General features: G+C 64.4%; 10 protein-coding genes, 2 tRNA genes and 3 rRNA genes. 10 read left to right on the top strand and 5 right to left on the bottom strand.

The window, feature by feature from the left end; all coding sequences use genetic code 11:
- Window positions 1-22 precede the first annotated feature (22 nt).
- The 3 genes from FHR32_RS08255 to FHR32_RS08245 all read right to left on the bottom strand — a co-directional run bounded on the left by FHR32_RS08255 (window position 23) and on the right by FHR32_RS08245 (window position 2,978).
- The gene (locus tag FHR32_RS08255) at window positions 23-1,027 is read right to left on the bottom strand and encodes an endonuclease/exonuclease/phosphatase family protein (RefSeq protein WP_312882156.1); all 1,005 of its coding nucleotides are present in this window, start codon (window positions 1,025-1,027) and stop codon (window positions 23-25) included.
- An 83-nt stretch (window positions 1,028-1,110) separates the two neighbouring features.
- Window positions 1,111-1,656 (bottom strand): NUDIX hydrolase, encoded by a 546-nt coding sequence (locus FHR32_RS08250; RefSeq protein ID WP_184753750.1) that lies wholly within the window; start codon window positions 1,654-1,656, stop codon window positions 1,111-1,113.
- Window positions 1,653-2,978, bottom strand: a complete 1,326-nt coding sequence (locus FHR32_RS08245) for a zinc-dependent metalloprotease (protein WP_184753749.1) — start codon at window positions 2,976-2,978, stop codon at window positions 1,653-1,655. The genes FHR32_RS08250 and FHR32_RS08245 overlap by 4 nt, the downstream gene beginning before the upstream one ends.
- A 79-nt stretch (window positions 2,979-3,057) precedes the next feature.
- On the opposite strand from FHR32_RS08245, the gene FHR32_RS08240 reads away from it, so the two are divergent.
- From FHR32_RS08240 to FHR32_RS08210, 7 genes are all read left to right on the top strand, one after another.
- Window positions 3,058-4,131: an NAD-dependent epimerase/dehydratase family protein gene (locus FHR32_RS08240; RefSeq protein ID WP_184753748.1), complete on the top strand. Its 1,074-nt coding sequence runs from the start codon at window positions 3,058-3,060 to the stop codon at window positions 4,129-4,131.
- Window positions 4,132-4,292: 161 nt separating this feature from the next.
- On the top strand, window positions 4,293-4,718 hold the full coding sequence (locus FHR32_RS08235) for a molybdenum cofactor biosynthesis protein MoaE (protein WP_184753747.1): 426 nt from the start codon (window positions 4,293-4,295) through the stop codon (window positions 4,716-4,718).
- Between the two features lie 83 nt (window positions 4,719-4,801).
- Entirely contained in the window at window positions 4,802-5,848 is a 1,047-nt protein-coding gene (locus tag FHR32_RS08230; RefSeq protein ID WP_184753746.1) for a YlbL family protein, read from the top strand.
- 226 nt (window positions 5,849-6,074) lie between these two features.
- The gene (locus tag FHR32_RS08225) at window positions 6,075-8,990 is read left to right on the top strand and encodes a UPF0182 family membrane protein (RefSeq protein WP_184753745.1); all 2,916 of its coding nucleotides are present in this window, start codon (window positions 6,075-6,077) and stop codon (window positions 8,988-8,990) included.
- A gap of 74 nt (window positions 8,991-9,064) precedes the next feature.
- Window positions 9,065-9,141, top strand: a tRNA-Met gene (locus FHR32_RS08220).
- A gap of 122 nt (window positions 9,142-9,263) precedes the next feature.
- Window positions 9,264-9,340, top strand: a tRNA-Met gene (locus tag FHR32_RS08215).
- 196 nt (window positions 9,341-9,536) lie between these two features.
- Complete coding sequence (locus FHR32_RS08210) at window positions 9,537-9,956, top strand: PH domain-containing protein (protein WP_184756419.1); 420 nt, start codon at window positions 9,537-9,539, stop codon at window positions 9,954-9,956.
- A 69-nt stretch (window positions 9,957-10,025) separates the two neighbouring features.
- Here FHR32_RS08210 and FHR32_RS08205 read toward each other — a convergent pair whose 3' ends face one another.
- The gene (locus tag FHR32_RS08205) at window positions 10,026-10,427 is read right to left on the bottom strand and encodes a hypothetical protein (RefSeq protein WP_184753744.1); all 402 of its coding nucleotides are present in this window, start codon (window positions 10,425-10,427) and stop codon (window positions 10,026-10,028) included.
- A 628-nt stretch (window positions 10,428-11,055) separates the two neighbouring features.
- Here FHR32_RS08205 and FHR32_RS08200 point away from each other — a divergent pair.
- From FHR32_RS08200 to rrf, 3 genes are all read left to right on the top strand, one after another.
- A 16S ribosomal RNA gene (locus tag FHR32_RS08200) occupies window positions 11,056-12,577 on the top strand.
- Between the two features lie 378 nt (window positions 12,578-12,955).
- Window positions 12,956-16,085 (top strand): 23S ribosomal RNA (locus FHR32_RS08195).
- 137 nt (window positions 16,086-16,222) lie between these two features.
- Window positions 16,223-16,339, top strand: a 5S ribosomal RNA gene (gene rrf, locus FHR32_RS08190).
- Together the 16S, 23S and 5S rRNA genes form the textbook arrangement of a ribosomal RNA operon.
- 97 nt (window positions 16,340-16,436) lie before the next feature.
- Here the strand turns inward: rrf and FHR32_RS08185 are convergent.
- The gene (locus FHR32_RS08185; protein WP_184753743.1) at window positions 16,437-16,904 is read right to left on the bottom strand and encodes an Lrp/AsnC family transcriptional regulator; all 468 of its coding nucleotides are present in this window, start codon (window positions 16,902-16,904) and stop codon (window positions 16,437-16,439) included.
- Window positions 16,905-16,963: the final 59 nt, after the last annotated feature.

Genomic DNA, 16,963 nt, shown 5'->3' with positions numbered 1-16,963 from the left:
GCGGATATCGGGGTGAGCAGTCTCAGGCCCCGGGCAGACGCAGGTCGGCGAAGAGTCCCCGGTGGTCGGTGCCGGGGACGGTGTGGACGCTGACCCCGGCGACCTTCACCCGCTGGTCCACCACCACGTGATCGATGGTGATGATCGGTGGAACGCGCTTGTTGGCGGGCCAGGTGGGCGTGAGCCCCTGACCGGCCAGATCAGCCGAGTCGGCGTATCCCCGGCTGAGGAAGCGGCGCATCGCGGCGTGGTCGAGGCTGGCGTTGTAGTCACCGGCGAGGATGCGGATCCTGTCGGGCACCGCAGGGGGAAAGGCCTCCAGCGCCGCCGTCCACTCGCGCACCTGGTCCCCCAGCGGGGGGTAGGGATGCACGTCGACGAACTCGATGGGCTTGACGCCGGGGAGGTTGATCAGGGCGGTGGGCATGTTGTGCCCGACCGGCCGGAACAGGTTCTCCAGCGGGGTCAGCGGATATTTGGCGTACAGGCCGCTGCCGCGCGCACTCCACTCCGCGGCCAGCAGCCGGTGCGGCATCAGCTCCCGGAGCCCGGCCGCGTCCAGTTTCTCGACCAGCCCCGGAGTCAGCTCCTGGGTGCTCAGGACGTCCGGTTTCAGCCGCCTGACCAGGTCCATCACCGCTTCGGGGTCGGCCTTGCCGAAGAACGTGTTGAGGGTCAGCACCCGCAGAGGTGTCCCGGAGGCGGCCTCCGCGGAGCCGAAGGCACGCGGAAGGACGCTGAAGCCGAGCGCCGCGGTGGTGACCAGCGCGATCCCCGCGGCCGCGCGGTTGCGGGTCAGCGCGGCGAGGAGCACGGGGACGAGCGAGCCCGCCGCCACGTACGGCGTGCCGGTCATGAGCTGGGTGGCCAGCGACCCCCGCTCCAGCCCGGCCACCCTGGCCACGGCCCAGGCGGCGAACGGGGTGACCACCGCCCAGACGAGAGCCCCGGAGGGCCGGGGGAACCGCAGCCGCCGTGACGGTGTCACGATCGCACCGCCCACATCTCTGTCGGCTGTGATGTCCACGCCCACGCTTCCCCGCTCCGCTCGGTACATCAGTGATCGGGACGATATCCAGAGGGAGATGAGAAGAGCATAAAACAGCCCGGTTACAGAGAGTGCATGACGTCTCGCGCGCGGCGCGCCAGACGGCGGGTCGCCTCGTCGGAGAGCTCGGGAATCTCCTCCACCGGGAACCACCTCAGGTCGAGCGACTCATCACTGATCACGGCCTCGACACCGGCCGGGGCGACGGCGCCGTACTCCACGTCCAGATGATGGCTGTGCGGCGGGTGACACCACACCCGGTGCCGGTCAAGGGCGAGTGGGCCGGGCAGCAGCCGCAGGCCGGAGATGCCGGACTCCTCGGTGGCCTCCCGCAGTGCCACGGCCTGGAGCGAGACGTCACCGGGCTCGCAGTGACCCCCCATGGGCAGCCACATCCCGGCCTTGGGGTGCAGCGTGAGCAGCACCCGCTCGCCGTCGTGAGAGAGCACCGCGGTCGTGGCCGTCAGATGACCCGGCACACAGGCGCGCCACATCGCGTCCTCGTGAGCCTCCACATGTCTCAGGAACTCCTCGCGCAGAAGCTCCTCCTGCGCCGTCGGCGCGGTCCAGGCGGCGAGCACGCTCTGCGCGTGCGCGTGCAGGCTCACGCGGAGTCGCCCCTGTCGCCCTTGCCTCCCTGGCCGTCGCGGTCCTCGCCGTCCTTGTCCCCGCCGTCGTCCTCGGCGGAGGCCTCCCGCAGGGACGCCTCCAGACCGGACAGGTCGAACTGGGGCTCTCCCCGGACGAAGCCGTCGGGGTTGTCGAGGTCGTCGGCGGTCGGCATCAGGTCGGGGTGACCCCAGACCGCGTCCCGGCCGTCGACGCCGCGGTCGGCCTCCAGCGCCTGCCACAGAGCCGCTGCCTCACGCAGGCGGCGGGGGCGCAGTTCGAGTCCGACGAGCGTGGCGAAGGTCTGCTCGGCGGGACCGCCGGTCGCCCTGCGACGCCGTACCGTCTCCGCCAGCGCGGTGGACGAGGGCAGCTTGCCGTCGGCGGCGCCGTCCACGACCGTGCCGACCCAGCCCTCGACCAGCGCGAGCATGGTCTCCAGCCTGCTCAGGGCGGCCTTCTGCCGGTCAGTCTCCTCGGGCTTGAGCAGGTTGCCGCCGCTCAGCGCCTGCTGGAGCTGCTCGGGATTGTTGATGTCCAGCCCGCGTAGCTGCTCCTCCAGGGCGGACACGTCCACCGTGATGCCCCGGGCGTATTCCTCCACGGCGCCGAGCAGATGCGCGCGCAGCCACGGCACGTGCTGGAACAGCCGGTGGTGAGCCGCCTCACGGAGGGCGAGATACAGCCGGATCTCCTCGGCGGGCGTCTCCAGCCCCTGGCTGAACGCGGCGATGCCGCCGGGCAGCAGGGCAGCGTCGCCGGACAGCGGAAGGCCGATGTCGGAGGAGCCGATCACCTCGCGGGCGAGCGAGCCGATGGCCTGGCCGATCTGCTGGCCGACCATCATGCCGCCCATCTGCTTCATCATGCCCATCAGCGGCCCGGCCATGGCCTGGGCCTCGGCGGGCAGGCCGGCGGCGCCGAGGGTGCCGCTCATGGTCTCGACCATGCGGGCCGCGATCGGGTCGCAGAGCTTCTGCCAGACGGGAATGGTCTTCTCGATCCATTCCGACCGGCTCCACGCCTGCGGGCTGCCCACCCCGCTCGGAAGCGAGGTCGCCTCGTTCAGCCACAGATCGGCGAGATTGAGGGCGTCCACGATCTGACGCCGCTCGCCTTCCATGACACTTGGATCGCCTTCTGCGGCCACGACGTGCCGCGCGATGTTCTTCGCCATGTCCCAGTTGACGGGACCGGAGCTCGGTGGCGCGGAGAGCATGTCGGCGAACTGGCGCATCGCCGCTGCGATCTGCTCCGGGTCGCCGAACATGGCGAACGGATTTTCGTTGGGGTCGTTTTCCCGACCTGGCAAGTCAGTCACCGCTCTACCTCGTGCAGGATGGAGGAGTCCACATCCGCCACGTTATCCGTCGCATGGCGGGTCAGTGCAAAGCGAGGACATGGTGCCTACCTCGAAACGCCTCCGGCCCCCGGTCGTCGCCGTCACCGGCGCGGCCTCGGGTATCGGCCGTGCATTCCTCGTGAAAGTCGCCTCGTCTGCGGCTTTCCGCAGGGTTGTGGCCATCGACGATCAGCGCGGCGATGTGCCCGACGTCACCTGGCGAGTCCTCGACGTCCGAGATCCGCTCTTGGCGAACCGGATCTCCGACATCGATGTTCTTGTTCACCTGGGGGGTGACTACGCGCTCGACGCCGACCCCGCCGAGCGGCGCGCCTACAACCTGCGCGCGGCCCAGACGGTGCTCACCGCCAGCGCCGCGGCCCGGGTACGCCGTGTCGTGCTGGTCACCAGTGCCATGGTGTACGGCGCGGCGCCCGACAACGCCGTTCCGCTGCCAGAGGACTCTCCGGTGGCCGCGGAACCCGACACCGGCATGGTCGGTGACCATCTCGAGATCGAGGCGCTGGTCCGGCGCTCGCTGCGCAGCCATCCCGGCCTTGAGGTGACCGTGGTCCGTCCCGCCGCCGTGGTCGGTCCGGGCGTGGACAGCGTGGTCACCCGCCACTTCGAGTCGCCCAGGCTGCTCAGCGTCAAGGGATGCAGCCCCCGCTGGCAGTTCTGCCATGTGGACGATCTGGTCTCGGCGCTGGAGATGGCCGCGCTCGGCACCGTCTCCGGGGTGGTGGCCGTCGGAGGCGACGGCTGGCTGGAGCAGGACCAGGTGGAGGAGCTCTCCGGCCTGAGACGGTTCGAGCTGCCGGCCGGGCTGACCTTCGGCACCGCCCAGCGCCTGCACCGGCTGGGCGTCACCCCGGCCCCGGCCACCGACCTGCACTACGTCGTCTACCCGTGGGTGGTCGACTGCGCCGCGCTGCGCGAGGCCGGATGGAAGCCGCTGTGGAGCAACGAGGCCGCGTTCAAGCAGCTCCTTGAGCTGCGCGCGGGCAGGCACACGGTCGTCGGCCGCCGCCTGTCCAGCAAGGAGGCGACGATCACCGCGGCGGGCGCGACCGTGGCCGTCCTCGGCACCGCCGCGATCGTCCGCGTCGCCCGGAAGAAACGGCGCGCGTGAGACTCCGGGACCGCGCTGCCCCCGGGGGCCGTTCTCCCGGGCAGGCAGTACGGACCGGATGGGACGGGCGCGGCCGTGGCCGGGGCCCGTATTCCGGGGGGTCCGCACAGGGCCCCCGGGGAGGCCGGAAGCCCGGTTTCCGGGGCTGTACGCTTTCTGGCGTGGACGTCATCCGGTTGCTCGGTATCCGCGACAGCGCACTCTCCGTCGATGAGGTGCTCTCCGCCGTCGGCGACCACGCCGCGGGCGGTACGACGATTTTCATTGGCACCGTGCGGGACCAGGATCACGGCAAGCCGGTCACCCGGCTGTCCTACTCTGCCCACCCCAGCGCCGAGAAGGAGCTGCACCGGGTCGCCGAGAAGGTCACCGCCGACTTCCCGGTGACGGCGCTGGCCGCGGTGCACCGGGTCGGGGACCTCGAACTCGGCGACATCGCGGTCGTCGTGGCGGTTGCCTGTCCCCATCGAGGTGAGGCGTTCGCAGCCTCCCGCCGGCTGATCGACGACCTCAAGAGCGAGGTACCGATCTGGAAGAACCAGCATTTCGTGGATGGTTCGGTCGAATGGGTTGGGGCCTGCGAGTGAGATCAGGTGCAAGCCGTACGATTCGGAATATGACGCCGTGTACGTGCATCTCCTCGACCGGCCACACGGCATAGGCTGCCTCCATGTCCCGACGAGCGCTGACCCTGATGGTGGCCGGCTTCCTCACGCTCCTGTTCGGCGTTGTCGGCGCCGTGCTGCCCGTGCCCTACGTCGTCCTGAGCCCGGGACCGACCGAGAACACCATCGGAGACGTCAAGGGCACGCCGGTGATCAGCATCGAGGGGCATGAGACCTATCCGACCTCGGGCAAGCTCAGCCTCGTCACCGTGGCCTATCAGGGTGGGCCGGGCAACAGGATCGATCTGTTCAGCGCGCTCAGAGGCTGGGTCGACCCGACCGTCGCGGTCGTGCCGGAAGAGACGATCTTCCCGTCGACGAGCACGGCCGAGGAGGTCGAGCAGCAGAACACCCAGGAGATGACCAACTCCCAGGATGACGCGACCGCGGCCGCGCTCTCCGAGTTGAAGATCCCCTACGCCGCCGTCGTGAGCGTCGCCTCCGTCCAGAAGGGCTTTCCGGCCGCCGGGAAGTTCGCGTCCGGCGACGAGATCGTCTCGGTGGACGGGACGCGTGTGGTCGACCGCGAGACCGTCTCCACCGCCGTCCGCAAGCACAAGGCCGGCCAGAAGGTCACCTTCGTCGTCAAACGGGCCGGCCAGAGCACCACCCTGACCGTTCCGACCGTGGCGGCCGACGACGGCACCCCCGTCGTGGGCATCACCATGCAGATCAAATACAGGTTCCCGTTCAAGGTGAAGATCAACGTTGGTGACGTCGGCGGGCCCAGCGCGGGGATGATGTTCTCCCTCGGCATCATGGACAAGCTCACCCCGGGTCCGATGACCGGAGGCAAGGCGATCGCCGGGACCGGGACGATCACGGCGGAGGGCGAGGTCGGCCCGATCGGCGGCATCCAGCAGAAGATGGTCGGTGCCCGCAGGTCCGGGGCCACGGTCTTCCTCACCCCTGCCGACAACTGCGCCGAGGCGGTCAGGGCGATCCCCGACGGTCTGAGGCTGATCAAGGTGAAGACCCTCCACGACGCCGCCCAGGCGGTCGACGTGGTCCGCACCGGTTCCGGCACCGCGCCGAGCTGTTCGGCCGGCTGACGGGGCGGGCGACCGGCGATCCGGGGCCGGATCGCGAGCCGGGCACGGATCCGATGTCTCGCGCGTTGACAGAGGTGGATTCGAGACCCGTGGGGGTTGTGGCCGGACCGTGGCCAAGTGGCTGAGCACGCCCCAACCTCCGCCGGTGTAGGTTTCCAAACACGGACCGTGCTCTTACGACAAGGGGTTGGCCTTGAGCTTCCGGACCCCCGGAGCCGGTAGGGCAATGCGCTTGCCCCGCCGGCCACGACTGCTACTTCCCATCGCGATCGCCATCGTCGCGATCGTCGTTCTGTTCTTTCTCTTCGCCGGCATCTTCACCGACTACCTCTGGTACGACTCGGTGGACTACACGACGGTCTTCTCCGGTGTGATCGTCACACAGGTCCTGCTCTTCATCGTGGGAGCCGTGCTGATGGTCGGCCTGGTGGGCGGCAACATGCTGCTCGCCTACCGGACACGGCCGATGTTCGGGCCGGGCATGTTCAGTGGAGCCAGCGGCGCCGACCGCTACCGGATGGCCCTCGACCCGCACCGCAAACTGATCTTCCTGATCGGCGTCGCCGTGCTCGCGCTGTTCGCGGGGTCGTCGTTCTCCGGCCAGTGGAAGACCTGGCTGGAGTTCGTCAACGCCACGCCGTTCAAGGAGAACGACGCGCTGTTCGGCATGGACGTGTCGTTTTTCATGTTCACCTACCCGTTCCTCCGGATGGTGCTGAACTTCCTGTTCACCGCGGTGGTGCTGTCGGCCATCATGGCGGCGCTCGTGCACTACCTGTACGGCGGTTTCCGCCTCCAGTCACCGGGTGTGCACGCCTCCCGGGCAGCGCGCGTCCACCTGTCGGTGTTGCTCGGCGTGTTCGTGCTTCTCAAGGCGGTCGCCTACTGGATCGACCGTTACGGCCTGGTCTTCTCCGACCGGGGATTCGTGTTCGGCGCGTCCTACACCGACGTCAACGCGGTGCTGCCCGCCAAGACCATCCTGGCGATCATCGCCCTGATCTGCGCCGCTCTCTTCTTCGCCGGGGTCGTACGGCCCGGCGGCATGCTGCCGGGCGTCTCCTTCGGCCTGCTGGTGCTCTCGGCCATCCTGATCGGCGGGGTCTACCCGGCCCTGGTCGAGCAGTTCCAGGTCAAGCCGAACCAGCAGAACAAGGAACAGACGTACATCAAGCGCAACATCGACGCCACCAGAAAGGCCTACGGCGTCGACAAGGCCGATGTCATCGACTACGCGGCCCAGGGGGACGCCAGCAAGGTCAATGTCACGGCCGACAGTTCGATCTCCGGCGTACGACTGCTCGACCCCAACCTGGTGGCCAAGACCTACCAGCAGAAGCAGCGCATTCGTGGGTTCTACGACTTCCACGACCCGCTCGACGTCGACCGTTACCCGGACGAATCGGGCAAGATGCGTGACACGGTGGTGGCGGTGCGAGAGCTCACCGGCCCGCCCGCCGAGCAGAACAACTGGATCAACCAGCACCTGGTCTACACCCACGGCTACGGCTTCGTGGCCGCTCCGGGCAACGAGGTCGACTCGCAGGGCCTGCCCGACTTCGACGCCAAGGACATGCCGGTGACCGGCCCACTGGCCGAGCGGACCGGGCTGAAGGAGTCACGGATCTACTTCGGCGAGTCCCCGGGCGCGACCGATTACGTCGTCGTGGGCGGCGACGGCAAGCAGGAGCTCGACTACCCGCTGAGCAGCGGCACCGGCCAGCAGAACACCACCTATGACGGCAAGGGTGGCGTCCCCGTCGGCTCCTTCATCAACCGGGTCCTCTACGCCGCCAAGTACGGCGAGAAGAACCTGCTGCTGTCGAGCGACATCAACGAGAAGTCCAAGATCCTCTATGAGCGCAACCCACAGCAGCGCATCGCCAAGGTCGCGCCGTTCCTGAGCCTGGACGACAACCCCTACCCCGCCATCGTCGACGGCAGGGTGGTCTGGATCGCCGACGCCTACACCACCTCCAACGCCTACCCCTACTCCGACAGCAGGAGCCTGGAGGCGATGACGCGGGACCTGGTGACCGATCCGCGCCTGGTGGTGCCGCAGCCGCGCGACCAGATCAACTACATGCGTAACGCGGTCAAGGCCACGGTGGACGCCTACGACGGCACGGTCACGCTGTACGCCTGGGATGAGAAGGACCCGATCCTGCAGACCTGGCGCAAGGCCTTCCCCGGCATCATCAAGCCGCAGAGCGCGATGTCGGACAGTCTCAAGCAGCACCTGCGCTACCCGGAGGCGTTGTTCAAGGTCCAGCGCGACGTGCTGTCCCGTTATCACATCGACGACCCGAACGCCTTCTACAGTGGTCAGGACTTCTGGAACGTCCCCAACGACCCGTCCTCGGGCGGACGTGACATCAAGCAGCCCCCGTACTACCTGTCGGTCAAGATGCCCGACACGACGGAGCCGACGTTCTCCCTGACCACCACGTTCGTGCCGCGCCAGGGTCCGAACCTGGCCGCGTTCATGTCCGTGGACTCCAACCCGGGGCCGGACTACGGAAAGCTGCGCATCCTGCGGATGCCCTCCAACACCACCATCCCCGGCCCCGGCCAGGTGCAGAACAACTTCCAGAACAAGTTCTCCGGTGAGCTCAACCTGCTCGGCATCGGTGGGGCGAAGGTCCGCTACGGCAATCTGCTGACCCTGCCGTTCGCCGGCGGGCTGGTCTACATCGAGCCGGTCTATGTGGAGACCGCCGCGTCCTCCGGTCAGGAGCCGTATCCGATCCTCCGCCGGGTCCTGGTCTCCTACGGTGACAAGGTCGGTTTCGCCGACACGCTGGACGGCGCCCTGAAGCAGGTCTTCGGGGAGGGCGCCCAGCAGGCGAAACCGGATGTCACCAAGCCGAACACGCCCGCCCAGCCCAGTACCACGCTGAACCAGGCGATCACCGAGGCGCAGCAGGCCTACGACAAGGCGCAGAAGGCACTCACCGCCAACCCGCCCAACTGGACCGAGTACGGCGAAGCCCAGAAGGAGCTGCAGAAGGCGTTGGAGAAGCTGAAGGGCGCCGCGGTCCCGACGACCACGGCCACTCCAGCTCCTTCGGAGTCGCCGACTCCGGCCCCTTCGGGCAGCCCAACCCCGTCGGCGACACCGAGCTCGTCACCGACTCCGTAAGGAGCTCACAGGCCCAGCGAGCCATTTGATTCGCGTCCACCGCCAAAGCCGGGTAGTCTTCAGACACACACCGACGCGGGGTGGAGCAGTTCGGTAGCTCGCTGGGCTCATAACCCAGAGGTCGCAGGTTCAAATCCTGTCCCCGCTACCAAAATGGAAGGCCCGGATCTCTCCGAAGAGATCCGGGCCTTCTGTGTTGACCCGGATTTTCTGTGGCGCGCAATCAATTTGCTCTTCACCGCCAAAGCCGGGTAGTCTTCAGACACACACCGACGCGGGGTGGAGCAGTTCGGTAGCTCGCTGGGCTCATAACCCAGAGGTCGCAGGTTCAAATCCTGTCCCCGCTACCAAAATGGAAGGCCCGGATCTCTCCGAAGAGATCCGGGCCTTCTGTGTTTGTCTGCCCAGCGTTGCGCAGGCCGACGATTACATGATTACGTTCGATGGAGAATCCGGTCACCAGCGCCCCGTGCCGCACTGGGGCTGGGGCGTGGCACCGCCGTACACACCCAAGGGCTGAGCGGTTAGCGTGCCACTGTGGATGACATGTCCGGGCCCGTCCTGCGCTGGCGTGTGCGCTGCGATCTCCTCGTTCTGAAGATCGCGGCAGCGCTCGTCTTCGCAGGGGCGACCTTAGTGAGCATCGGCGACCTGCGTGGGGCAATCCTGGCGGGTGCGGCGACGGTGATGATGGCCGGATTGGCCCTGCGCGACCTCCTCGTCCCTGTACGGCTCAGCGCCGATGGTGAAGGACTGGTCGTGGTGAAGGGCTTCGCCGGCTCCGAGCGGGTGCCGTGGCGCGAGGTCGAGCGGATCCGGGTGGACACGCGGACCCGCTTCGCCTCGCGCACCGGGCTTCTGGAGATCGACACCGGTGAGTCGCTCTTTCTCCTGAGCCAGTTCGATCTCGGTGCACCATGCCAGCAGGTCGCGGACCAGCTGAGCTCCTTCCGGACCGGGGCCTGACCTGTTTGCCACGGTCAGGCCCCGGACCGGCGATGTCAGGTCGCGACCTCGGACTCGGTATGGGGTGTCCTATCTGGGGAGGCTGCGACTCGTGCCTGCGCACCTGCGGGTGCGGGGTCCGTTTCCGGGGGGCGAGGTCGGAGCCTGCTCCAGGCAGGCCAGTAACGCGGCCGCGGTGTGCGCGTCGGCCAGGATCCGGTTCACCTCGTCCTCGGTCGCCGGGAGCTGGCCGCGCTTGGCGAGCTCGTCAGTGAGGAAGGTAAGCGGCTCCGGGTATCCGGCCGCCTCGGCGGCGACCGTCGCCCGGGCCGCGGTAAGGAGGCGCAGATAGTAGGAGCGGAGGGTCGCCTCGCGCATCCGTGCGTCTTCAAGGTCGCTCAACAGAGACCTGGCGACCCTGAGCAGGTCGCCGGGATGATCGGCCTCTGCGTCGATGTGCGCGCGGATGTCGTCGAACTCCGAGCGGGTCATGGTTGCTCACCTCCACGGTGGAGTCAGGATCCTGACCCTCGTGCCTACTTCGTATCCAGAGCTGATTGCGGATGGCTTGATGTCTGCTTGCGCCGTCCGGTTTGGGACGCGTGAGGCTCGGGAATGGTTGGCAAGTTGTCTCTGTGACACGAGAGTCCTGATACTGTTCTTCCTGCAGGGCAACGAGCCCCGGAAGCCAGAAGGTCTCCAGGTCGGCGAACTGCTCAGCATCTCTCTTCTACCTAAACCCGGCAATTCGGGCATGTCCGCACGATTGGACACGAACGGAATGTTGGAGTAAGTTAGAAGGGTTGCTCCGGAAACGGGGCAGGTCGAGATCCTCGCGGGTCCGGCAGGTTCGGATCAACTCAAGCGAAAGCGACAAGTTGATACGAACCGGGCGGATCTGATAGGATGGAGACACGGAGTGGAGCGCCCTGAAGCCGGGACCGCAAGGTAACGGTGACGGAGAGCGCGTCCGTTTCTTGAGAACTCAACAGTGTGTTAAAAGCCAGTGCATGAAGCACAACCCCGTCCGACCCGCCTGTGGTGGGAGGACGGATTCCTTTGGTTGATACATCCGCATGTTGATGCGGGTGCTTTCAGCCGGGAGAAACTTCTCAAACATTGTTTGGAGAGTTTGATCCTGGCTCAGGACGAACGCTGGCGGCGTGCTTAACACATGCAAGTCGAGCGGAAAGGCCCTTCGGGGTACTCGAGCGGCGAACGGGTGAGTAACACGTGAGTAACCTGCCCCTGACTCTGGGATAAGCCCGGGAAACTGGGTCTAATACCGGATACGACCACTTCTCGCATGGGATGGTGGTGGAAAGTTTTTTCGGTTGGGGATGGACTCGCGGCCTATCAGCTTGTTGGTGGGGTAACGGCCTACCAAGGCGACGACGGGTAGCCGGCCTGAGAGGGCGACCGGCCACACTGGGACTGAGACACGGCCCAGACTCCTACGGGAGGCAGCAGTGGGGAATATTGCGCAATGGGCGAAAGCCTGACGCAGCGACGCCGCGTGGGGGATGACGGCCTTCGGGTTGTAAACCTCTTTCAGCAGGGACGAAGTTGACGTGTACCTGCAGAAGAAGCGCCGGCTAACTACGTGCCAGCAGCCGCGGTAATACGTAGGGCGCAAGCGTTGTCCGGAATTATTGGGCGTAAAGAGCTCGTAGGTGGCTTGTCACGTCGGGTGTGAAAGCTTGGGGCTTAACTCCAGGTCTGCATTCGATACGGGCTGGCTAGAGGTAGGTAGGGGAGAACGGAATTCCTGGTGTAGCGGTGAAATGCGCAGATATCAGGAGGAACACCGGTGGCGAAGGCGGTTCTCTGGGCCTTACCTGACGCTGAGGAGCGAAAGCGTGGGGAGCGAACAGGATTAGATACCCTGGTAGTCCACGCTGTAAACGTTGGGCGCTAGGTGTGGGGACCTTCCACGGTTTCCGCGCCGTAGCTAACGCATTAAGCGCCCCGCCTGGGGAGTACGGCCGCAAGGCTAAAACTCAAAGGAATTGACGGGGGCCCGCACAAGCGGCGGAGCATGTTGCTTAATTCGACGCAACGCGAAGAACCTTACCAAGGCTTGACATCGCCCGGAAACACTCAGAGATGGGTGCCTCTTCGGATCGGGTGACAGGTGGTGCATGGCTGTCGTCAGCTCGTGTCGTGAGATGTTGGGTTAAGTCCCGCAACGAGCGCAACCCTTGTTCAATGTTGCCAGCACGCTCTTCGGGGTGGTGGGGACTCATTGGAGACTGCCGGGGTCAACTCGGAGGAAGGTGGGGATGACGTCAAGTCATCATGCCCCTTATGTCTTGGGCTGCAAACATGCTACAATGGCCGGTACAGAGGGTTGCGATACCGTGAGGTGGAGCGAATCCCAAAAAGCCGGTCTCAGTTCGGATTGGGGTCTGCAACTCGACCCCATGAAGTCGGAGTCGCTAGTAATCGCAGATCAGCAACGCTGCGGTGAATACGTTCCCGGGCCTTGTACACACCGCCCGTCACGTCACGAAAGTCGGCAACACCCGAAGCCCGTGGCCCAACCAGCTTGCTGGGGGGAGCGGTCGAAGGTGGGGCTGGCGATTGGGACGAAGTCGTAACAAGGTAGCCGTACCGGAAGGTGCGGCTGGATCACCTCCTTTCTAAGGAGCATCGGCTGCAGGCCACGTGGTGGTCTGTGGTTCATGCCGTGTCCGTGGGCGAACGTTCCACGCTCGGCGCGCTCATTAGTGGAGCACTGGCTAGTCAGCCGGACCGGGTCGCCGGGCCGCTAGTACCGCCCTCTTCGTGGAGGGAGTGGGAACGGGGTGTCGGGGGTTCGGGCTGGTTGAACACACTGTTGGGTCCTGAGGAAACGGACATTGAGGCGGGCCCGCTGTGGCGGGTTTGCTGTCTGTTTGACCTCGTGCGGGGCCGGCCTCCTGCCAGACCAGCTCATCGGGTGATGGGTGTTGGTGGTGGGGTGGGTTTGGTTGCTGTCTGTTGTTTGAGATTTGCATAGTGGACGCGAGCATCTTTGTGGCCAAGTTTTTTAGGGCACACGGTGGATGCCTTGGCATCAGGAGCCGATGAAGGACGTGGGAGGCTGCGTTAAGCCCCGGGGAGTCGCCAACCTGACTTTGATCCGGGGATGTCCGAATGGGGAAACCTAGCACCAGTCATGTGGTGTTGCCTCCGCCTGAATGTATAGGGCGGTTGGTGGTAACGCGGGGAAGTGAAACATCTCAGTACCCGTAGGAAGAGAAAACAATTTAGTGATTCCGTGAGTAGTGGTGAGCGAAAGCGGATCAGGCTAAACCGTATGCGTGTGATAGCCGGCAGGCGTTGCGTGTGCGGGGTTGTGGGACCCTCTGGGGGGAGCTGCCGTTTCTCCAGACAGTGAGAAATCGATGGGATAGTCGAAGCTTCTGGGAAGTTGCGCCGTAGACCGTGAGAGCCGGGTAGGCGAAATCTTGTCGACTGTTTGAGGGGATCCCAAGTAGCACGGGGCCCGAGAAATCCTGTGTGAATCTGCCAGGACCACCTGGTAAGCCTAAATACTCCCTGATGACCGATAGTGAACAAGTACCGTGAGGGAAAGGTGAAAAGCGCCCCGGTGAGGGGTCGTGAAATAGTACCTGAAACCGTGTGCCTACAAGCCGTAGGAGCGTAGACGTTTTCGGACGTCTGTGATGTGACTGCGTGCCTTTTGAAGAATGAGCCTGCGAGTTATGGTGTGTGGCGAGGTTAACCCGTGTGGGGTAGCCGTAGCGAAAGCGAGTCTGAATAGGGCGTTTGAGTCGCATGCTGTAGACCCGAAGCGGAGTGATCTAGGCATGGGCAGGTTGAAGCGCGGGTAAGACCGCGTGGAGGACCGAACCCACCAGGGTTGAAAACCTGGGGGATGACCTGTGTTTAGGGGTGAAAGGCCAATCAAACTCCGTGATAGCTGGTTCTCCCCGAAATGCATTTAGGTGCAGCGTTGCGTGTTTCTTGCCGGAGGTAGAGCACTGGATGGCTAATGGGCCCGACAAGGTTACTGACGTCAGCCAAACTCCGAATGCCGGTAAGTGAGAGCGCAGCAGTGAGACTGCGGGGGATAAGCTCCGTAGTCGAGAGGGAAACAGCCCAGACCACCGACTAAGGCCCCTAAGCGTGTGCTAAGTGGGAAAGGATGTGGAGTCGCAGTGACAACCAGGAGGTTGGCTTAGAAGCAGCCATCCTTGAAAGAGTGCGTAATAGCTCACTGGTCAAGTGATTCCGCGCCGACAATGTAGCGGGGCTCAAGTACACCGCCGAAGTCGTGGCATTCACATGTTAGCTTGGCAGCTTGTCTGTCTAGGTGTGTGGATGGGTAGGGGAGCGTCGTGCAGCCGGCGAAGCAGCAGAGTGATCTAGTTGTGGAGGCTGTGCGAGTGAGAATGCAGGCATGAGTAGCGAATCAGAAGTGAGAAACTTCTGCGCCGGATGACCAAGGGTTCCTGGGCCAGGCTAATCCGCCCAGGGTAAGTCGGGACCTAAGGCGAGGCCGACAGGCGTAGTCGATGGACAACGGGTTGATATTCCCGTACCCGCTGCGATGCGCCAATACTGAATCCAGTGATACTAAGGGTCCTTAAGTCCCTGACGCCCTTCGGGGTGTGGGTGAGGCTGAACGCCTGGCCTGATCTGGTAGTAGGTAAGCGATGGGGTGACGCAGGAAGGTAGCCCAGCCCAGGCGATGGTAGTCCTGGGGTAAGCATGTAGGGAGAGAGGTAGGTAAATCCGCCTCTTGTGTATCCTGAGATGTGATGCCGAGCCGATTGTGGCGAAGTGGGTGATCCTATGCTGCCGAGAAAAGCCTCTAGTGAGTGTCGTGGCGGCCCGTACCCGAAACCGACTCAGGTGGTCAGGTAGAGAATACCAAGGCGATCGGGTGAACTGTGGTTAAGGAACTCGGCAAATTGCCCCCGTAACTTCGGGAGAAGGGGGGCCTTCGCTGGTGATGAGTCTTGCACTCGGAGCTGGTGGGGGTCGCAGAGGCCAGGGGGAAGCGACTGTTTACTAAAAACACAGGTCCGTGCGAAGTCGTAAGACGATGTATACGGACTGACGCCTGCCCGGTGCTGGAACGTTAAGGGGACCGGTTAGCTGTCTTTCGGGGTGGCGAAGCTGAGAACTTAAGCGCCAGTAAACGGCGGTGGTAACTATAACCATCCTAAGGTAGCGAAATTCCTTGTCGGGTAAGTTCCGACCTGCACGAATGGCGTAACGACTTCCCCGCTGTCTCAACCGCAGACCCGGCGAAATTGCACTACGAGTAAAGATGCTCGTTACGCGCAGCAGGACGGAAAGACCCCGGGACCTTCACTATAGCTTGACATTGGCGTTTGGAACGTCTTGTGTAGGATAGGTGGGAGACGGTGAAGCCGCTACGCTAGTGGTGGTGGAGTCATTGGTGAAATACCACTCTGGTCGTTTTGAACGTCTAACTTCGGTCCGTGATCCGGATCAGGGACAGTGTCTGGTGGGTAGTTTAACTGGGGCGGTTGCCTCCTAAAGAGTAACGGAGGCGCCCAAAGGTTCCCTCAGCCTGGTTGGCAATCAGGTGTCGAGTGTAAGTGCACAAGGGAGCTTGACTGTGAGACCGACGGGTCGAGCAGGAGCGAAAGCTGGGACTAGTGATCCGGCGGTGGCTTGTGGAAGCGCCGTCGCTCAACGGCTAAAAGGTACCCCGGGGATAACAGGCTGATCTTCCCCAAGAGTCCATATCGACGGGATGGTTTGGCACCTCGATGTCGGCTCGTCGCATCCTGGGGCTGGAGTAGGTCCCAAGGGTTGGGCTGTTCGCCCATTAAAGCGGTACGCGAGCTGGGTTTAGAACGTCGCGAGACAGTTCGGTCCCTATCCGCTGCGCGCGCAGGAGACTTGAAAGGAGCTGTCCCTAGTACGAGAGGACCGGGACGGACGAACCTCTGGTGTGCCAGTTGTTCCGCCAGGAGCACGGCTGGTTGGCTACGTTCGGAAGGGATAACCGCTGAAAGCATCTAAGCGGGAAGCTCGCCTTGAGATGAGGTCTCCCACCATGAGAGTGGGTAAGGCTCCCAATAGACGATTGGGTTGATAGGCCGGAGGTGGAAGCATGGTAACGTGTGGAGCTGACCGGTACTAATAGGCCGAGGACTTGACCACAAAGCATAAGCTTGGTTTCTGCAGCGCTCTGTCCCTTCGCCGGGTCCGGAGCAGCGCGAAGCCAGGGTTGTTGCCCGCGTCCACTATGCAATTCTGAAACAGCAGGCACCGTTGTGTGTTTGATAGTTTCATAGTGTTACGGCGGTTATGGCGAAGGGGAAACACCCGGTTACATTCCGAACCCGGAAGTTAAGCTCTTCAGCGCCGATGGTACTGCACCGGGGACGGTGTGGGAGAGTAGGTCGCCGCCGGACAATCTTTTGGGAAAGGCCATCCTTCGGGGTGGCCTTTTCTGTTTCCCGGGACCTTTCCTTCTGCCGGCTCCAGACATCTGATCGAGAACAACGTCGATCAGATGTCTGGAGCAGCGCCCAGCAGAGGTTCGATCCGGAAGGGGACCTGGACGGACAGGGCGACCGTGGTGTCGGTGCGCTGGACCGCGGGTGAGGTCAGGATGCGGGCGATGATCTCCTGGAGATCCGGGGTGCTGCGGGCGACCACACGGCAGAGCAGATCGGCCTGGCCGCTGGTGCCGTACACCTCCAGGATCTCCGGTAGTGCCTGCAGTGCCTGTACGGCTTCGGCCAGGCGGCCCTGAGCGATCTGCAGGGACACAAAAGCCAGGATCGGGTAGCCGATGCCCTCGGGGGTGACCGTGGGACCGAAGTCGGCGATGACGCCGCGGGCGGTGAGCTTCTCCACGCGTGCCTGCACGGTGCCGCGGGCCACGCCGAGCAGCCGGGCGAGCTCGGTGAGGCCGATGCGGGGGTGAGCTCGCATGGTCACGAGGAGGCGGCTGTCGAGGTCGTCGATGGGCATCTCATCAGATTAGGCGATATGACCAGTCTTTGGCAGCTCTGACGGTGCAGATATGCGCG

Source organism: Streptosporangium album, assembly GCF_014203795.1.
GTDB classification, from domain to species: Bacteria; Actinomycetota; Actinomycetes; order Streptosporangiales; family Streptosporangiaceae; genus Streptosporangium; species Streptosporangium album.
This window is presented reverse-complemented; position numbering and strand designations above follow the sequence as displayed.